15 protein-coding genes are annotated in these 15,268 nt (G+C 45.7%); 8 read left to right on the top strand and 7 right to left on the bottom strand.

Annotation, left to right across the window (positions count from 1 at the left end):
- Positions 1-35 precede the first annotated feature (35 nt).
- Positions 36-1,031 (bottom strand): DUF5105 domain-containing protein, encoded by a 996-nt coding sequence (locus Y79_RS0105885; protein WP_016936848.1) that lies wholly within the window; start codon positions 1,029-1,031, stop codon positions 36-38.
- A gap of 128 nt (positions 1,032-1,159) precedes the next feature.
- Between Y79_RS0105885 and Y79_RS0105880 the strand changes: the two genes are divergently transcribed.
- Both Y79_RS0105880 and Y79_RS0105875 read left to right on the top strand, forming a co-directional pair.
- On the top strand, positions 1,160-2,560 hold the full coding sequence (locus tag Y79_RS0105880) for a YcdB/YcdC domain-containing protein (RefSeq protein ID WP_016936847.1): 1,401 nt from the start codon (positions 1,160-1,162) through the stop codon (positions 2,558-2,560).
- Between the two features lie 200 nt (positions 2,561-2,760).
- Positions 2,761-4,119, top strand: coding sequence for a YcdB/YcdC domain-containing protein (locus Y79_RS0105875; RefSeq protein WP_016936846.1), 1,359 nt, complete (start codon positions 2,761-2,763; stop codon positions 4,117-4,119).
- Here the strand turns inward: Y79_RS0105875 and Y79_RS0105870 are convergent.
- Positions 4,116-4,619: a M15 family metallopeptidase gene (locus Y79_RS0105870; RefSeq protein WP_016936845.1), complete on the bottom strand. Its 504-nt coding sequence runs from the start codon at positions 4,617-4,619 to the stop codon at positions 4,116-4,118. The two genes, Y79_RS0105875 and Y79_RS0105870, sit on opposite strands and share 4 nt — an antisense overlap.
- A gap of 110 nt (positions 4,620-4,729) precedes the next feature.
- Here Y79_RS0105870 and Y79_RS0105865 point away from each other — a divergent pair, with 110 nt between their 5' ends.
- Both Y79_RS0105865 and Y79_RS0105860 read left to right on the top strand, forming a co-directional pair.
- Complete coding sequence (locus Y79_RS0105865) at positions 4,730-5,851, top strand: response regulator aspartate phosphatase (RefSeq protein WP_016936844.1); 1,122 nt, start codon at positions 4,730-4,732, stop codon at positions 5,849-5,851.
- 113 nt (positions 5,852-5,964) lie between these two features.
- Positions 5,965-6,741, top strand: a complete 777-nt coding sequence (locus tag Y79_RS0105860; protein WP_016936843.1) for a glucose 1-dehydrogenase — start codon at positions 5,965-5,967, stop codon at positions 6,739-6,741.
- 3 nt (positions 6,742-6,744) lie between these two features.
- Here Y79_RS0105860 and Y79_RS0105855 read toward each other — a convergent pair whose 3' ends face one another.
- The 4 genes from Y79_RS0105855 to Y79_RS0105840 all read right to left on the bottom strand — a co-directional run bounded on the left by Y79_RS0105855 (position 6,745) and on the right by Y79_RS0105840 (position 9,597).
- A complete protein-coding gene (locus Y79_RS0105855) occupies positions 6,745-7,983 on the bottom strand; it encodes an MFS transporter (RefSeq protein WP_016936842.1) in 1,239 nt (412 codons plus the stop codon).
- A gap of 74 nt (positions 7,984-8,057) precedes the next feature.
- Complete coding sequence (locus Y79_RS0105850; protein ID WP_016936841.1) at positions 8,058-8,315, bottom strand: hypothetical protein; 258 nt, start codon at positions 8,313-8,315, stop codon at positions 8,058-8,060.
- Positions 8,316-8,330: 15 nt separating this feature from the next.
- Entirely contained in the window at positions 8,331-8,954 is a 624-nt protein-coding gene (locus Y79_RS0105845) for a dTDP-4-dehydrorhamnose 3,5-epimerase (protein WP_029575243.1), read from the bottom strand.
- A gap of 1 nt (position 8,955) precedes the next feature.
- The gene (locus Y79_RS0105840) at positions 8,956-9,597 is read right to left on the bottom strand and encodes a dTDP-4-dehydrorhamnose 3,5-epimerase family protein (RefSeq protein ID WP_029575242.1); all 642 of its coding nucleotides are present in this window, start codon (positions 9,595-9,597) and stop codon (positions 8,956-8,958) included.
- A 222-nt stretch (positions 9,598-9,819) separates the two neighbouring features.
- On the opposite strand from Y79_RS0105840, the gene Y79_RS0105835 reads away from it, so the two are divergent.
- The 4 genes from Y79_RS0105835 to Y79_RS0105820 all read left to right on the top strand — a co-directional run bounded on the left by Y79_RS0105835 (position 9,820) and on the right by Y79_RS0105820 (position 14,183).
- Positions 9,820-11,502, top strand: a complete 1,683-nt coding sequence (locus tag Y79_RS0105835; RefSeq protein WP_016936840.1) for a glycoside hydrolase family 13 protein — start codon at positions 9,820-9,822, stop codon at positions 11,500-11,502.
- A gap of 180 nt (positions 11,503-11,682) precedes the next feature.
- Positions 11,683-12,636: a metal ABC transporter substrate-binding protein gene (locus tag Y79_RS0105830; protein WP_016936839.1), complete on the top strand. Its 954-nt coding sequence runs from the start codon at positions 11,683-11,685 to the stop codon at positions 12,634-12,636.
- Between the two features lie 54 nt (positions 12,637-12,690).
- Positions 12,691-13,386: a metal ABC transporter ATP-binding protein gene (locus Y79_RS0105825; protein WP_016936838.1), complete on the top strand. Its 696-nt coding sequence runs from the start codon at positions 12,691-12,693 to the stop codon at positions 13,384-13,386.
- Positions 13,344-14,183, top strand: a complete 840-nt coding sequence (locus Y79_RS0105820; RefSeq protein WP_016936837.1) for a metal ABC transporter permease — start codon at positions 13,344-13,346, stop codon at positions 14,181-14,183. Before Y79_RS0105825 ends, Y79_RS0105820 begins: the two co-directional genes overlap by 43 nt.
- Positions 14,184-14,226: 43 nt before the next feature.
- Here Y79_RS0105820 and Y79_RS0105815 read toward each other — a convergent pair whose 3' ends face one another.
- Positions 14,227-15,222 carry an LLM class flavin-dependent oxidoreductase gene (locus tag Y79_RS0105815; RefSeq protein ID WP_016936836.1) on the bottom strand — a complete coding sequence of 332 codons (996 nt, stop codon included), beginning with the start codon at positions 15,220-15,222 and terminating at the stop codon, positions 14,227-14,229.
- Positions 15,223-15,268 lie beyond the last annotated feature (46 nt).

The following is a 15,268-nucleotide window of genomic DNA, read 5'->3' as shown; positions in this document are numbered from 1 at the left end:
AAAGGAAATAGCCTGCGCTATTTCCTTTCTTGTTGTCAGGACGTTTTCAAAAACGCTTCCGTCAATCCTTCCAGATCGGCATCTGTATCCAGATACCACTGGCCGCGGGCGTTTTTCTTCATTTCAATTTCTTTTGTCACTGAAGAAGAAGCCGGTTTCAGGCGCATAAACTCTTCTGGGTAGACAGAAAGCAGGTGGCTGACAATTTCGTTTTCATCAGCATCGGGGTGCTTTCCGGCATAGTCTTGCACGCGGTCTTGCAGCCGGCCCGCAAGCGGAGACATATCAAGCGGCGTCACATTGGCTTCAAGGACGGCTTTTTTGCCTGACATGGATTTGGTATGCACCTTGAGCTCTGTATTATCCCGCAGCGCTGATGACATGGCGTCAATAATAGCGGAAATGGCTTTTGAATCCGCCTGCTCCTGTGAAATGCCTGCTGAAGCGATAAAGCTGGCTTTCGCTGATTCCTGATAGGCGGCGGCCGTCATTTTTTCATTTACACCGGTCAGGCGGGTGAAATCTTTATTGTGCTTGCCGTACAGCATCACATCAATGTATGCGGATAATGCGTCCGTCGGTTCAGGTTTTGCGTTTGAGGCTGTGCCTTTGACTTTCAGTTTATAAGATAAAGGCTTCGCGTCTTTTGCCTGCGGCTGATATACCAATTCATATGATTTGCCTTCGTCAGCCGTGAAGTACAGATTGCCCGTCACTGTCTTGCCCGCATGAAGCGTGCCGCTCTGCATCTGGTCTTCCTTATCGGCCGCCGCTGTTTTCGCGTCATCCTGGTAAAGCGAGAAGTCGCTGCTTTTGACGGTAAGCGGGTCTTTGCCCGTATTTTTGACAGTGACCGTTACTTTAAGTGCGGCCGGATGTTCGGTATCGTCTGAAGCGGCCCACGCCGTATCTTTTATATTCACTTTCGCCGTGCCGCTTTCCTGGCCGCTGCTCGTTTCGCTGCTGCATGCAGCAGTAAATGCCGTGAGAAGCAAAATGAAAAACACGGCGCTCATTTTTTTGATGGACATCTGGTTAACCCCCTGTTGTTGTAATGGTTGATTCAATAGTCATGAAGAAAGGCAGGTTAATTATACTAGATTTGTTTAAAAGAGTCTTGGTAATCATTAATCTTTTTGGAAGAAAAGGAAGTGTTATGATGAAAAAAGAAGAATTGAAACAGCTGGCTCTCAGAATCGGAAACGTACCTGCAGGCTACGAGAGTAAGGTGGAAGAATACCAGGAAGATGAGGTTCTGTTTTGGTGGGAAGACAAGAATGATCCGGAAGCCGGCATCATGGTCGAATTGGACGGGGACGGAAAACTGAAATCCTTATCCCGTCCGGCTTTTCGGACTGATCTGCCGCCTCTTTCGGAATCGGACATAGAAGAACGGATGCGGGCGTTTGCAGAAACCCACCGTCCGAGGGCATTGGCTGAGTTCGAATGGGAGAAAAAAAGCTCCGTAAATGAGGGTGATGTGAGATATTCCTATGTTCAGATGGCTGACGGTCTGCCGCTTCCGATGACCGGGTTTTACGTCGACCTGGCTGTGACAGGGGAAGTAACCGGTTTTTCTTATTATGGGAGGGCGGATGAGCTGTTAAGACCCGGGACAATTGCGGACAAGCGGGATGCATTGGATCACTTTGTCAAACAAATAGAAGCAGAGCTATTGTTCACCGTACTGCACCAGTCCGTCTATGTGCAGGGGGATGACAAGCCCCATCTCGTCTATGAAATCGTATCTCCGCCGCGGCCGATATCGGCTGACCTGAAGGAAGAGAATGAAGAATTAGAAGAGTGTGAAGAGCTGGAAGACGACACGCGTCCGTATGTCCCGATTTCACGCCCTGCACCTGAAGCGGAAAAGATGAGCATCAATGACATGATCGGGCTGCATGACGGTTTTTATAAAGAGAGGGAAAGCGATCTTGGAGAGGGCAGTATCGGCATAGCGTGGCGCCCTGAAAAAACAAAATCCGTACGGGAAGATAAAAGCTTTGAAAGTCTGTTAAAAGAGCGGAATGAACATGTATTGAAAACAAGGTATGATAAAGAATCGGGCCGGCTCACCGGGGTAATGTCATTTATACAAAGTGAAGGCGAACCGGAGTTTTCCGAGGAAGAATGCCATCACATGGCCATCCGCTTTTTATTCGCCATGTTTCCGGAAGCGGATCAGTATTTCCGGGTTCAATATGATGAACCGGATGATGAAGGAGAAAACGTGGGACTTACATATAAGGCTTGTTCGGGCGGCGTTGATTTGCGATTCGGAGAGGGGAGAATCTGTGTCAGCAAAAAGACGGGTCTTGTCACTGTATATATGCCGCCGGAAATTGATCCGAAAGAGCTTGATCATATCGATCCCGTTCCTTCATTGACAATGGAAGAGGCGAAGGACGCGATCCGCCGGAATATCAAAGCCGAGCTCGCTTGGGATCGTTGTTACGATGACGACAGCGGCAGAAATGTGTACCGGCTCGTATACAAGCCGGTTTTCCCGCGGTTTATTGAGGCTCATACGGGAGAAGCGATTATGAGTTTAATAGGCTGAAGGTCATAGGCGTTCGTCCCGGGGCTTTCGCAGGAAGTGTGCCATTTGTATGAAAAACAGCCGCTCTGAATACGGCTGTTTTCCCTCTTTGCTAAAAATAGACACATAAAAGGCACTTTCTTCCCTTTAAAAGGATAAGGACGTTTTTATATAATAAAAAACAGTTCTTTTTTATACACTCTTCTGAAAGGATGACCCCATTGCTGAAAGAACATCTGAGAAAAAAAGCGCTGGAGATCGGGAACATACCGCCGCACTATGAGCTTGAAATAGAAGATTTTGATGAAAAACAAAAAACGAGAGCCTATTATATATGGAAAGATCGCAACCATCCGGACAAAACGGTAACGATTGAGCTGGGCGGCGACGGATCTTTGCTTGCATATTCGCGCAATGACCGTCCGGATTCAGACATTCAGCTGTCAGATGCCGAATTAAAGCTGACGGCTCTTCGGTTTGCGGCCAGACACCGCCCGCTTACTTTTATGAACTTCACTTTTCAGGCGAGGGAAGAACGCAATGGGTGCATCCGTTTTAACTATACAAAAAAAGTGTTCGGCAGGCCGCTTCCCGATTCGGGTTTTTTCGTTGATGTAACCGAGAGCGGCTTCGTCGTGCAGTTTATCTATTATGGGGATAAGGGTGAAGCGCCCGTCCCGGAAACATTCGTCGATCAGGAGAAAGTGATCTCGCATTATATGAGCGGGCTGTCATTCAGTCTCGTCTATGACGTTGTCAATTTTGAGAAAACGCCGCGTCTCGTCTATGAACCGATCCTGCCGTCCTACAGCTATCCTGCCGGAGAAGATGAAATCGTTCCGGATCAGCCGCTTTGCGAAGACAGAAACGAACCGGCAAAACCGCTTCCCGCGCTTAAACATAAATGGGAAGCCAGCATCTATGAATTGATGGGGTTTACCGCGGATATGATTCAGACGCGCCACCGCGGCCTCGGAGATGAGATCGGAACGACATGGCGGAAAGGGTCAGTTCCGGAACGGAAAGATTTGAGTATAGAAAGCTATTTTGAAAGCAGCAACAAAAATACAATGAAGATGAAAACAGACAAAAAGACAGGGAAAATGACGGCCTTTAAATCTTTTATTGAGCATGCGGGCCCGGCCGTTTATTCAGCAGAAGAGTGTGAGGAGGTCGCACTTCAGTTTTTATACAAGCTTTATCCGAGAGCGGACGAGTTTTTTAAAATGAACCCGCTGAAGACGGACGGCAGGGGCCGGTTCCGCTTCCATTTTTCCGTATGGTATCGGGATATTCCGCTCCGTTTCGGCGCTGCGAGGATCATTGTCAGTCCCGTAACCGGGCTTGTGGAAGCTTACATGGCGCCTGATATTGATCCGGAGCAGCTGGAGCGGATCAATCCGGTGCCGGCCGTTACCCTTGAAGAAGCAAAGGCAGCTTTTTTATCTGATTTCCATCTGCAGCTGGAATGGCAGCGCGATTTTACGCCGTCCGGCAGTGAAGGGTATAAGCTTGTGTACAGGCCTGTATATCCTCCGTATATTGATGCGCAAAAGCGAAAAAAGAAAAGGTTTTATTAGCCAGGGATCATTTGTAAATGAGGATAATCTTTAAAGCCTCTCCAATCGCCTCCCCAATCAAAACCGAGCGTTTTGGCAATCGATACGACCTCAAGCCAATCGGGCGTGCCGTTTCGGTTTCCGTCATACGTCATATCCCAAATCAGGCTGCCATCCTTTTTCTGCAGGGCGAAGTCGATGGCAAGGCCGTAATTGTGGTATGATTCTCCGCCTTTTGCGTAGGTGACGATGTTTCCTTTTTTTGAACGTCCTTGACGGTACAATTCGTTTTGTTCCTCAATTGATCTGAAACCCTCTGTGATAACGACGGTGATGCCTTTTTTCAGTGCGGCCGTCTGCAATAACTGCGCATTCTGTTTAACGAGCGGATGAAGATCGCTTGGTATATCTCTTTCCTGTAATGCCGTTTGCAGCCTCAGTTCTTTCTGCACATAGGAAAAACATAGGTCTGCGGAAAAGAAGAGGATGAAAAGCAGCGCTATTCTGGCTGGTAATCTCATGGCGGAATACTCTCTTTCTTTAATTGGTTAAAATCTTTGTTTGCTCACTGTTATAAATTTGCTATGATAAAATATAACATAATTAGTAGCCGGAGGAAGGAGGCAAATCTATGAAATCCAAGATTCCATCTGAAGAAGTAGCCGTAAAGATGAATGAATGGTATAAGCTGATCCGCGCGTTTGAAGCCGATAAAGCTGAAGCGCTGAAGCGGGAGATTCAATATGAACTCGAAGATATGGAAGAGAACCAGGACTTATTATTGTATTTTTCATTGATGGAATTTCGGCACCGCATCATGCTGGATAAATTAAAACCCATGAAAGACTGCGACGGCCGGCCTCCGTTCTCTGAAATGCTCACTGAGATTGAGATGAACCAGCAAAAGCTGACCGGTTTACTGGAATACTATTTTTACTATTTCAGAGGAATGTATGAATTTAAGCAGAAAAACTTCATCTCAGCGATTTCTCATTACAAACGGGCTGAGGAAAAGCTTGAATATGTGGAAGATGACATAGAGAAAGCCGAGTTTTTGTATAAAATTTCTGAAGTGTACTATCATATCAAGCAGACTTTCTTTTCGATGAATTACGCGGGACAGGCGCTTGATATTTACAAGAAATATGAATTATACGGAATGAGAAGGGTGCAGTGCAAGTTTATCATTGCCGGAAATTTGATGGACGCCCAGCAGCATAAAAAAGCGCTGGAATACCTCGAATGCGCCTTGGAGCACGCGGAGCGGCTTGATGATCAATATATGATAGCTGCGGCCTATTATAATATCGGGCACTGTATGTACAGTCTGGGTGACTTTTGCAAGGCGGCCGATGACTTTGAACGTGCGGCTGCCGGCTTTGAAGCGCACAGCTTCCAACAGGTCATTCAGGCTGTTTTTTCACTCACACATATATACTTTAAAATGGAAAAATACAGTGAAGCCGCCGCCAGCTGCGCACGGGGCATGAAAAGCGCGGCGGAGTGGGAAGATGAGATCTATATGACAAAATTCCGTCTGATTAAAGAGCTTTATCAGGGGGAAGGCGGGCAGGACTCGCTCAAAGAGTATTTTGATATTCTGGAATCTAAGGAACTGTTGGCTGACACGGAGGAGCTGCTTCAGGATGCGGCCCATTTCTTTCATAAACGGGGGAACTACAAAGCGGCATCTTATTTTTTCAGCCGGCTTGTCGGCGTGCAAAAAAGGCTGCAGATGAACAACTACGCATAATGAAAATGAACGGTGGAGCTTCGGTCTCATCGTTCTTTTTATGATTCCTTCTGTTTTCAGCCGATCAAAACCGGGTACATGCCCTGTATCAACATCAGGGAGGAAAAGAGACAATGTATCAGGATTTACAGGAAAAAACGGCGATTGTAACAGGTTCTTCGAAAGGAATCGGAAAAGCCATTGCCGAACGCTTCGGCAAGGAGCGGATGAATGTGGTTGTAAACTACCTCGGTGATGCTGCCGGAGCAGATGAAACAGCGGCCATGATTGAGAAAGCGGGAGGCAGAGCCGTCACCGTAAAAGCCGATGTATCCTCAGAGAATGAGATTCAGGCGCTGTTTGATGCCGCACAGGAGCATTTCGGCGGAGTGGACGTGATGGTCAACAATTCCGGCTTTAACGGTGCCGAAGCGATGCCCCATGAAATGAGCCTGGAGGATTGGCAAAAGGTCATCGACGTCAACGTGACCGGCACCTTTTTGGGGGCGAAAGCGGCCCTTAAACATATGCTCGATCGCGGGAAAAAAGGAACGGTCTTAAACATATCGAGCGTCCATCAGCAAATACCCCGCCCTGAAAACGTGCAGTACTCAGCATCCAAAGGCGGGATCAAAATGATGACGGAAACGATGGCGCTCAATTATGCATCCAAAGGCATCCGGGTCAATGCCATCGCTCCCGGCACGATCGCCACGGAGTCTAATAAGGACCTGGAAGATGAAACACATAAACAGGCCCAGCTGAAAAAAATTCCGATGAACGCCTTCGGAAAACCGGAAGAAGTCGCAGCCGCCGCCGCATGGATGGTGTCGGAGGAAGCAAGTTACGTGACCGGAACGACACTTTTCGTCGACGGAGGCATGACGCTTTATCCGTCTCAGCTGGAGTGAACATTACACTAATTTCTTATTTTTAATGTCACTTTCTTCTTTTAGGAGACGCCAGTCTTCGTTTCGAAGTGAAGTAAACAGAAAAACAATATTTGTCAAGATAATAATAAATGAGCCTGCTTGGAACACATGCAAAGTGCCAAGCTTATGAGAAAAATAGCCTGCGGCTAAAACGCTGAGGGGAGCCAGTAATGTTGAAATGAGCCTTGAACCGCTAAAAACGCGTCCTAAATAGTCAGCAGGGACATGAGTCTGAAAAAGCAAACTTACAAGTCTGGAATTTAAACCTATGCTCCCCATTAAAATGGAATTAAGAATCCCGATTATAAGCCAATGATCGCTGTATGCAAGAATCAGTAAAGACAATGCAGTCATGAAAGCTGAAATAAATAATGCATGTGCTGACTTGAAAAAACGGTGCACGTAGGGAAGAATAACTCCGCTAATGATTCCGCCTGCAGCACTTAGCGTATAAATGAAACCGATTTGTGTTTCCGTGATATGAAGCTCTTCTTTTAGTTTGAACATAATCATAAGAACCGCCCCTGTTAACCCTAAATTTATAAATAGGTTCCATAACGTCAGCAGCTTGTAAACTTTAATCGAGAGGGTATATTTAAGACCTTCAAAACTTTTCCTGAGAATTTCCTTAGGAGTTGCAGCGGCTGTTATCTCTTTATCTGAGTAGTTTATTAATTTAAGCGAGAAGATAAGGATTAAAAAACCTAAAAATGTAAACCATAGGCTGTTAAACAATCCAAATATAGTTAATGATAAACCGGCTATTGAAGGGCCAATTGATGTGGCTATTGATAAAGCGATCTGAGAAAAAGAATTAGCTGAGGGCAGATCACTCTTTTTCACGATTTCAGGAATGATAGATATGTCAGTTAAACCATACATTGCGATTAGCAGATCAATAAAAAAGGCAATGAATAAGACAAGAGGTGCTGTTAGGATCTGCAATTCATGGAAGATCGGAATTAAAGAAATGAGGAATGCCTGCGATATTGAAATGAAGATAAGTACCTTTTTCCTATTATATGAATCAATAACAGCGCCGCCAAAATAGGCTGCAAGAAAATCTGCCAGAAAACCTAGAGCGTAGCAAACCCCCATTAATATTGGAGAGTTCGTGAAATAAAGTATTAACAAGGGGAGAACAAGGTCATATATATTTTCAGTTAATTTGTGTATAAAATTACTGCTGACTACGAAAAGAAACGCTCTGTTTTTAATCATGATTTAATCCTTTCCCATAATGTTAAATACAATAAAGAGAAGAACTTAGGACAGCTAAGTTCTTCTCGATTACTCTACTCAATCGTAACTTCGTAATTGTCCCCTATTTCTTTCAGTAAATCTTTAGCGCTTTTTGCTTCAATTGAGGCAGCGCCATAAGGTGTTTGAGCGATTTTTCCAAGCAATGCAATCGAGGCTTCATCCATAAGCTGAGGAGTAATACAATTGATGAATGCCTTTAGCCCTTCTTTTTCTAAAGGATTATCAATTTTGTTTACTAGATCTTCCAGCTCATGCAGGGAAGTATATATATCTTCCATTACAGTTGTCATTTATATCACCCCCTTTCAATTTCCCGTTGGTTTCATTTGTATTCGTCTCAGTTCCCCGTCAATATAAGCTTTATAAGAAAATGGAGGTGTTTTACCAGTTTTCAGGACTTCTTGCTCCTTTTTTAACAGGAATTGCAACGCCTCTTTGGGCAGAGGGAGTTTATTGATATTTACTTTAGGGAATTCCTCCGCATTTGTATTTTCAGAAAAAATTAGGCGGTCATTTCCTACGATATAACCATTATTTTCGTTTGTTGCAAAAAGTATTGGTTCGGAACGTATTGTTGTATTTTTCAATCCAAGGAATCTCTTTGCAATGCCTCTTTCTATAACTAAATGTTTTCGGGGGTCAGGTGTGAATTCCATTGTTAATTTTTGATGAAGTGTAGGGGAGTTCTCTCTGCAATCAATAAATTCAGCTGTTATCATTTGATTTTCGTTTCCGATAAAAGTGAATCTGTCAATTTGTCCAATATGCAAATAAAAGTTTTTATAATGGGTATCATCCTCAAAAAAGAATACATCAGTAACAATCGGCCCCTCATTTGCCACCAAAGTATAACTGCGGATTCCAGTTCCTACATAATAATTTTTTTTCCAATACAGTCCCTGTATATTAGTTTTTTCGATTGTATTCATGCTACACCTCACTTCTTTTTTTAGGTTTTAAATTTACATAGCGCATTTCGCCATCTAATTGAATTTGAAATCTATGAGGGAATTCTTGGAGATCTTTCATATTGTGTTGTTGAACTTTAAGAGCGAATTCATAGGCTTGTTTTGGGATAGGATATTTGTTCACTTCTAAAATGGGGAAATTTTCAATGCTTTCATTTCTATCTACATTGACGACGTCATTTGCCATATTATAATGAATGTTTCCAGTTGAGAGATACCAAATAGGCTCGTCTCTAGTTAAGACATTTTCCAGTCCATCAAAAGTGTGTGCAATGCCTCTGTCAATATAAAGCATTTTTTTAGGATCTGGATAATATTCAAGTACTACTTTTTTATGAAGTGTTGGTGAGTCCTTTCTGCAATCAACAAAATGACCGATGATTTTTTGTGTTCTGTCACCAAAAAAAGTTAATCTATCTACCTGGGCTATGTGAATGCCGTAATGTTGATAGGAGAATTGATTACTATGAGTAACCATATCAGAAATCCCGGGCCCATCGCTTGCTATTACGTGAGAGTATTTTTCATCAGGAGAACAAGTATATAGATTCTTTTGGAAAAACAATCCTTCAATTTCGGTTTTCTCGATCTCTTCCTCTTTCATTAGTATCCTTCCTCTCATTTGATTTAAATACTGATTATTTTGAATAAACTAATAATAACCAATTTTTAGAATGTTGTAAACATATTTTGTAATAATTGGATTTTTTTATTTTTGGTCTGTGACTCAAGTGGTCATATCATGTTTGGAAATATAGGGAAGACCTTGTTTACATTTAATAAAAATAAGGAAATAATCTATTAAAAATAAAGGAGATTAGACTTTATGCCGAATGACTGGTGGAAAGACGCCGTTGTCTACCAAATCTACCCGCGGAGCTTTCAAGACACGAATGGTGACGGCATAGGTGACTTGCGGGGAATTATCGCGCGTCTCGATTATATAAAAGAGCTTGGCGCCGATGTGATATGGATCTGCCCGATTTACCCGTCGCCAAACGTTGACAACGGCTACGATGTGACAGATCACCAAGCGATTATGGAATCATACGGAACGATGGAGGATTTTCACGATCTGCTTGCGGAATGCCGCAGCCGAGGATTAAAGCTTGTGATGGACTTCGTCTTAAATCATACATCCACAGAGCATCCTTGGTTCAAAGAGGCGGAAATGAATCCCGACAGCAAATACCGCGATTATTATATTTGGCGGCCGGGCACCGCGGACGGCCCGCCGACCGATTGGGTGTCGGCTTACGGACAATCCGTCTGGCAGTACGAAGAACATACGGGCGAATATTATCTGCATATGAACGCCGTCAAACAAGCCGATCTGAATTGGGAAAATCCCGAAATGCGGCAATCCGTGTACGAGATGATGAGATTCTGGCTCGATAAAGGCGTGGACGGCTTGCGTATAGACCAGCTCCATTTTCTGTCCAAAAAAGAATACTTGCCGCCGTATGAAGATTATATCGCTCGCCGGGCCGATCCGAAGCCTTTCCGGCCAAACGGAGCACGGATACATGATTATTTAAAAGAAATGACGAAAGAGGTATTTTCCAAATATGACGTGATGTCGGTCGGCGAGGCCGGATCAGTGACGCCTGAGGAGGGGCTCGTTTATACGGGAACCGATGAGCATGAGCTGAATATGATTTTTCATTTTCAGCATATGGAGCTTGACCAGAAGCCGGGCCAAGAGCATTGGGATGTAAAGCCGCTTGAGCTGGCCGATTTGAAGAAAGTGCTTACAGACTGGCAGAAAACACTTGAACATCAGGGCTGGAATACGCTGTATTGGTGCAATCATGACCAGCCCCGGATCGTATCCCGCTTCGGAGACGAAGGCAAATACCGAAAGGCATCAGCCAAAATGCTTGCCGCCCTGCTTTATTTCATGAAAGGCACGCCATACATTTATCAGGGAGAAGAACTCGGCATGACAAACGCCCCGTTTGACAGGATTGAGGACTATCAGGATATTCAGACCGTCAATATGTATCACAAAAGGGTATTTGAAAAGGGCTGTGACAGAGAAGAAGTCATGGCGTCCATTATGGCGAAAAGCCGTGACCATGCCCGTACACCGATGCAGTGGGACGGCAGCAAGAATGCCGGGTTTACAAAGGGAGAACCGTGGCTGAAGGTCAATCCCAATTACAAAACCGTCAATGCAGCCGAGGCTCAGGATGATCCCGATTCTGTATTGAACTTTTACAAAAAACTGATCCGCCTGCGAAAACAGTATGCTGATGTCATAAAAGGCAGCTACACGCTGCTGCTTCCTGATGACCCGCAGCTGTTTGTGTATGAAAGACAGGCAAACGGACAAAAACTCATCTCCATCAGCAACGTATCGAAAGAAGAAGCCGTTTTTTATTGGCCGGATGGCTCCAAACCTGAAAGCGCCGAGCTTCTTCTCAGCAACTATGAAAATGGCGGCGGCGCGGAATCCCGCATCACATTCCGCCCTTATGAAACAAGAGTCTATCTGCTGGCCTGCTAAGAGTTAGACCCCCCTGTCCTTACCTGACGGGGGCTTTATAGGTAAATCGAATATCAATTTAGAAAAAATATCTTGCAAAACGTAATTACTTCGTTTTATTATGGTAAAGGTAACAAATGAGCGAGAAAGTACGATTCGGAAATCGTCATCATTCTGATTTGCAGAACAGGGGGAAACGGCTTGTTTAAAAAATGGAGCGGAATCATCGTCATTGCGGCATGCTTTTTAATCGCGGCGGGCTGCGGCAATTCATCTTCAAAAGGTTCGTCAGGTTCTTCGAAAAACGGCAAACTGCACGTCGTGACGACCTTTTATCCTATGTACGAATTCACAAAACAAATTGTAAAAGACAAAGGCGATGTAGACATTCTCATCCCGTCTTCGGTCGAACCCCATGATTGGGAGCCGACGCCGAAGGATATCGCCGGCATTCAAAACGCCGATCTTTTCGTATACAACAGCGAATATATGGAGACATGGGTTCCGTCAGCGGAAAAAAGCATGAGTTCTAATCATGCGAAGTTTGTAAAGGCGTCAAAAGGAATTGACCTGCTCAAAGGCTCGGATGAAGAGGAAGAAGAGCATGAACACGGCGGTCATGACCGCAGCATGGACCCTCACGTCTGGCTGAGCCCGGTTCTTGCGCAAAAAGAGGTCAAAACCATTACGGAGCAGATCGTAAAACAGGACCCGAAGAATAAGGCATACTATGAGAAAAATAGTAAAGAATATATTGCAAAACTGAAGGATCTTGATAAACTATACCGTACAACATTAAATAAAGCGGCGAAAAAAGAATTGATCACACAGCATGCGGCGTTCAGCTATCTCGCTAAAGAGTACGGCTTGAAACAGGTCGCGATTGCAGGCCTTTCTCCTGAAGAAGAGCCGAGTGCGGCCAAACTGGCAGATCTCAAAACGTTTGCCAAACAGCATGATGTGAAGATCATCTACTTTGAAGAAGTCGCATCGCCTAAAGTTGCAGATACACTTGCCGGTGAAATCGGCGCGAAAACGGAAGTGCTCAATACACTGGAAGGTTTAAGCCAAAAAGAACGGGATAAAGGCATCGGATATATCGACATTATGGAGAGAAACCTCGATGCACTGAAAGATTCGCTATTGGTTAAATAACATAGTGTGCGCCGCAGGGTGCACACTATTTCTATGCGGGAAAGGAAGGTCAGCATGAATCTCGTTACATTAAAAGATATCGTTTTTGGTTATTCGCATACACCGGTGCTTGACGGCGTGTCGCTGGAAATCAAAAGCGGCGAATTCGTCGGCATTACAGGGCCGAACGGCGCGTCAAAATCGACGCTCATGAAAGTCATGCTCGGCATGCTCAGACCTTGGGAAGGAACGGCCGAGATCAGTAAAAAAAACGCAGCCGGAAAACGCCTGACAATCGGCTATGTTCCGCAGCAGATTTCTTCATTTAACGCGGGGTTCCCGAGCACGGTCCTTGAGCTTGTGCAATCCGGCCGTTATACGAAGGGGAAATGGTTTAAACGATTGAACGAAACGGATCACCACGAAGTGGAAAACGCGCTGAAGATGGTGGAGATGTGGGATTTCCGCAATCGGAAAATCGGCGACTTATCCGGCGGACAGAAGCAGAAAATCTGCATTGCGAGAATGCTTGCGAGCAATCCGGATCTGCTGATGCTTGATGAGCCGACAACAGCGGTTGATTATGAAAGCAGACAGGGGTTCTACGAATTTATGCACCATCAGGTGAAAAATCACAACCGCACCGTCGTCATGGTGACACACGAACAAAACGAAGTACAGCAGTATTTGGATAAAGTCATACGGCTTGAGAGGGGGGAAAAAGGCGGATGGAAATGTTTGACTTGGAATTCATGCGACGAGCTTTTCTAGCGGGAAGCATGATCGGAATTATGGCGCCGATATTAGGCGTATATCTCGTGCTGAGAAGACAGGCGCTGATGGCGGATACGCTGTCTCATATTTCATTGTCGGGCGTCGCCATCGGTTTTTTTCTCAGTACCAATATTACGGCGGCGAGCATCGTTGTCGTCACGATCGGGGCCATCGGCATCGAATATATGCGGCGGGCATATCGTACATATTCTGAGGTATCCATCGCAATCTTAATGGCGGCCGGGCTGTCGTTTGCGATGTTTCTGATCAGCCTGTCAAAAGGCGGCGCGTCGATGAGCATCGATCAATATTTATTTGGATCGCTTGTGACGGTCAGCCAGCAGCAAGTCTATATTATCGGCGGAATTACCCTGCTGATCCTGCTTTATTTCATTATTTTAAACAGGCCGCTCTATCTGCTTACCTTTGATGAAGCGACGGCGAAGACATCCGGCATTAACACCAATCTTCTGTCAATGTCTTTCAGCATCGTGACGGGGCTTGCGATTTCGGTCATTATTCCGATTATCGGCGTGCTGCTTGTTTCCGCGCTCCTCGTATTGCCCGCGGCTTTTGCGATCCGTATCGCCAAAGGATTTAAATGGGTGTTTACGGCAGCCATTGCCATTTCTTTGTTCAGTGTATTCACGGGGCTGACGTCTTCATACCAGCTCGGAACGCCTCCGGGGCCGTCAATCACTTTACTGTTAATCATTCTGCTTCTGCTCGGCTTTACGCTGCAGGGGATTTGGAATGCGTTTAAAAAAGGAAAAGAACGAAAAAACCGCCGTTAAGCGGTGCAGCAGGCTCATCTGCTGCTCCGTTTGACGGCTTTTTTTACAGAAATAAATCAGCGAGACGTTCATATGACTCTTTTTTGGCTTCGAAATCAAAGACGTTGCACAGCACCATCATCTCTTTTGTCTGATAACGTTCGGAAAGTTCAAGCAGACGGCGTTTGACTGCGGCAGGAGAGCCGATCACCATCCGCTTCCTGTTTTCTTCAATCTGCTTACGGTCCTCCGGCGAATACGGGTAAGCCTTTGCTTCTTCCACACTCGGCACGCGGCTGTCGGCACCTTTCCCGACACGAAGCAGCCATAAATCCTGGCTTAACGCGAGTTCTTCCGCTTTCTCATCCGTAGCCGCGCATATGACGAAAATGGCACAGAGCGAGGCGGGAGCGGAGAAATGGGCGGAGGCCCGGAAATGGTCCCGATAGATCTGAAAAGCTTTTTCCCCGCGTTCCGGATTAATGAAATGGCCGAAGACATAGCCCGCACCCTGAAGAGCGGTGCGCCTGGCGCTGTTTTCCCCGAGGCCGAGCACCCAAAGCTGCGGGGCTGTTTCAATCAAAGGCGCTGTTTTTATTCCGGCATAAGCATGGTCCGAGGGGACGGAATCTGTCAAAAAGGATGACAGATCCTGAAGCTGCCTGTTGAACTCGGTCATGCTTTTCTTTACCCCGTCTGTGAGGGCGAGCCGGATTTTCGTCGTGCCGCCCGGTGAGCGTCCGACCCCAAGATCAATCCGGTTCGGATGGAGCGCCTCAAGCTGGCGGAATGTTTCCGCGACTTTATAGGGGCTGTACTGCGGCAGCAGAACGCCGCCTGAGCCGACCCGGATAGTCGTTGTGGCTGCGGCGGTATGAGCGATCATAATTTCCGGCGAAACGCTTGCGAGCCCTCTTGTGCCGTGATGCTCGGCAAACCAGTACCGCTTATAGCCCCATCCTTCGCTGAGGCGGGCGAGCTCCGCGGAATGGCGGAGCGTCTCGTGCGGCCCTTTTCCTTTTGATACTGGCGCCTGATCAAGTATGCTTAAATCAATCACTCGTCTGCCCCTTTCCTGACATGTTTTGATACAAGGATAGGAAAAA

This window comes from Bacillus siamensis KCTC 13613, from assembly GCF_000262045.1.
Lineage (GTDB): Bacteria > Bacillota > Bacilli > Bacillales > Bacillaceae > Bacillus > Bacillus siamensis.
This window is presented reverse-complemented; position numbering and strand designations above follow the sequence as displayed.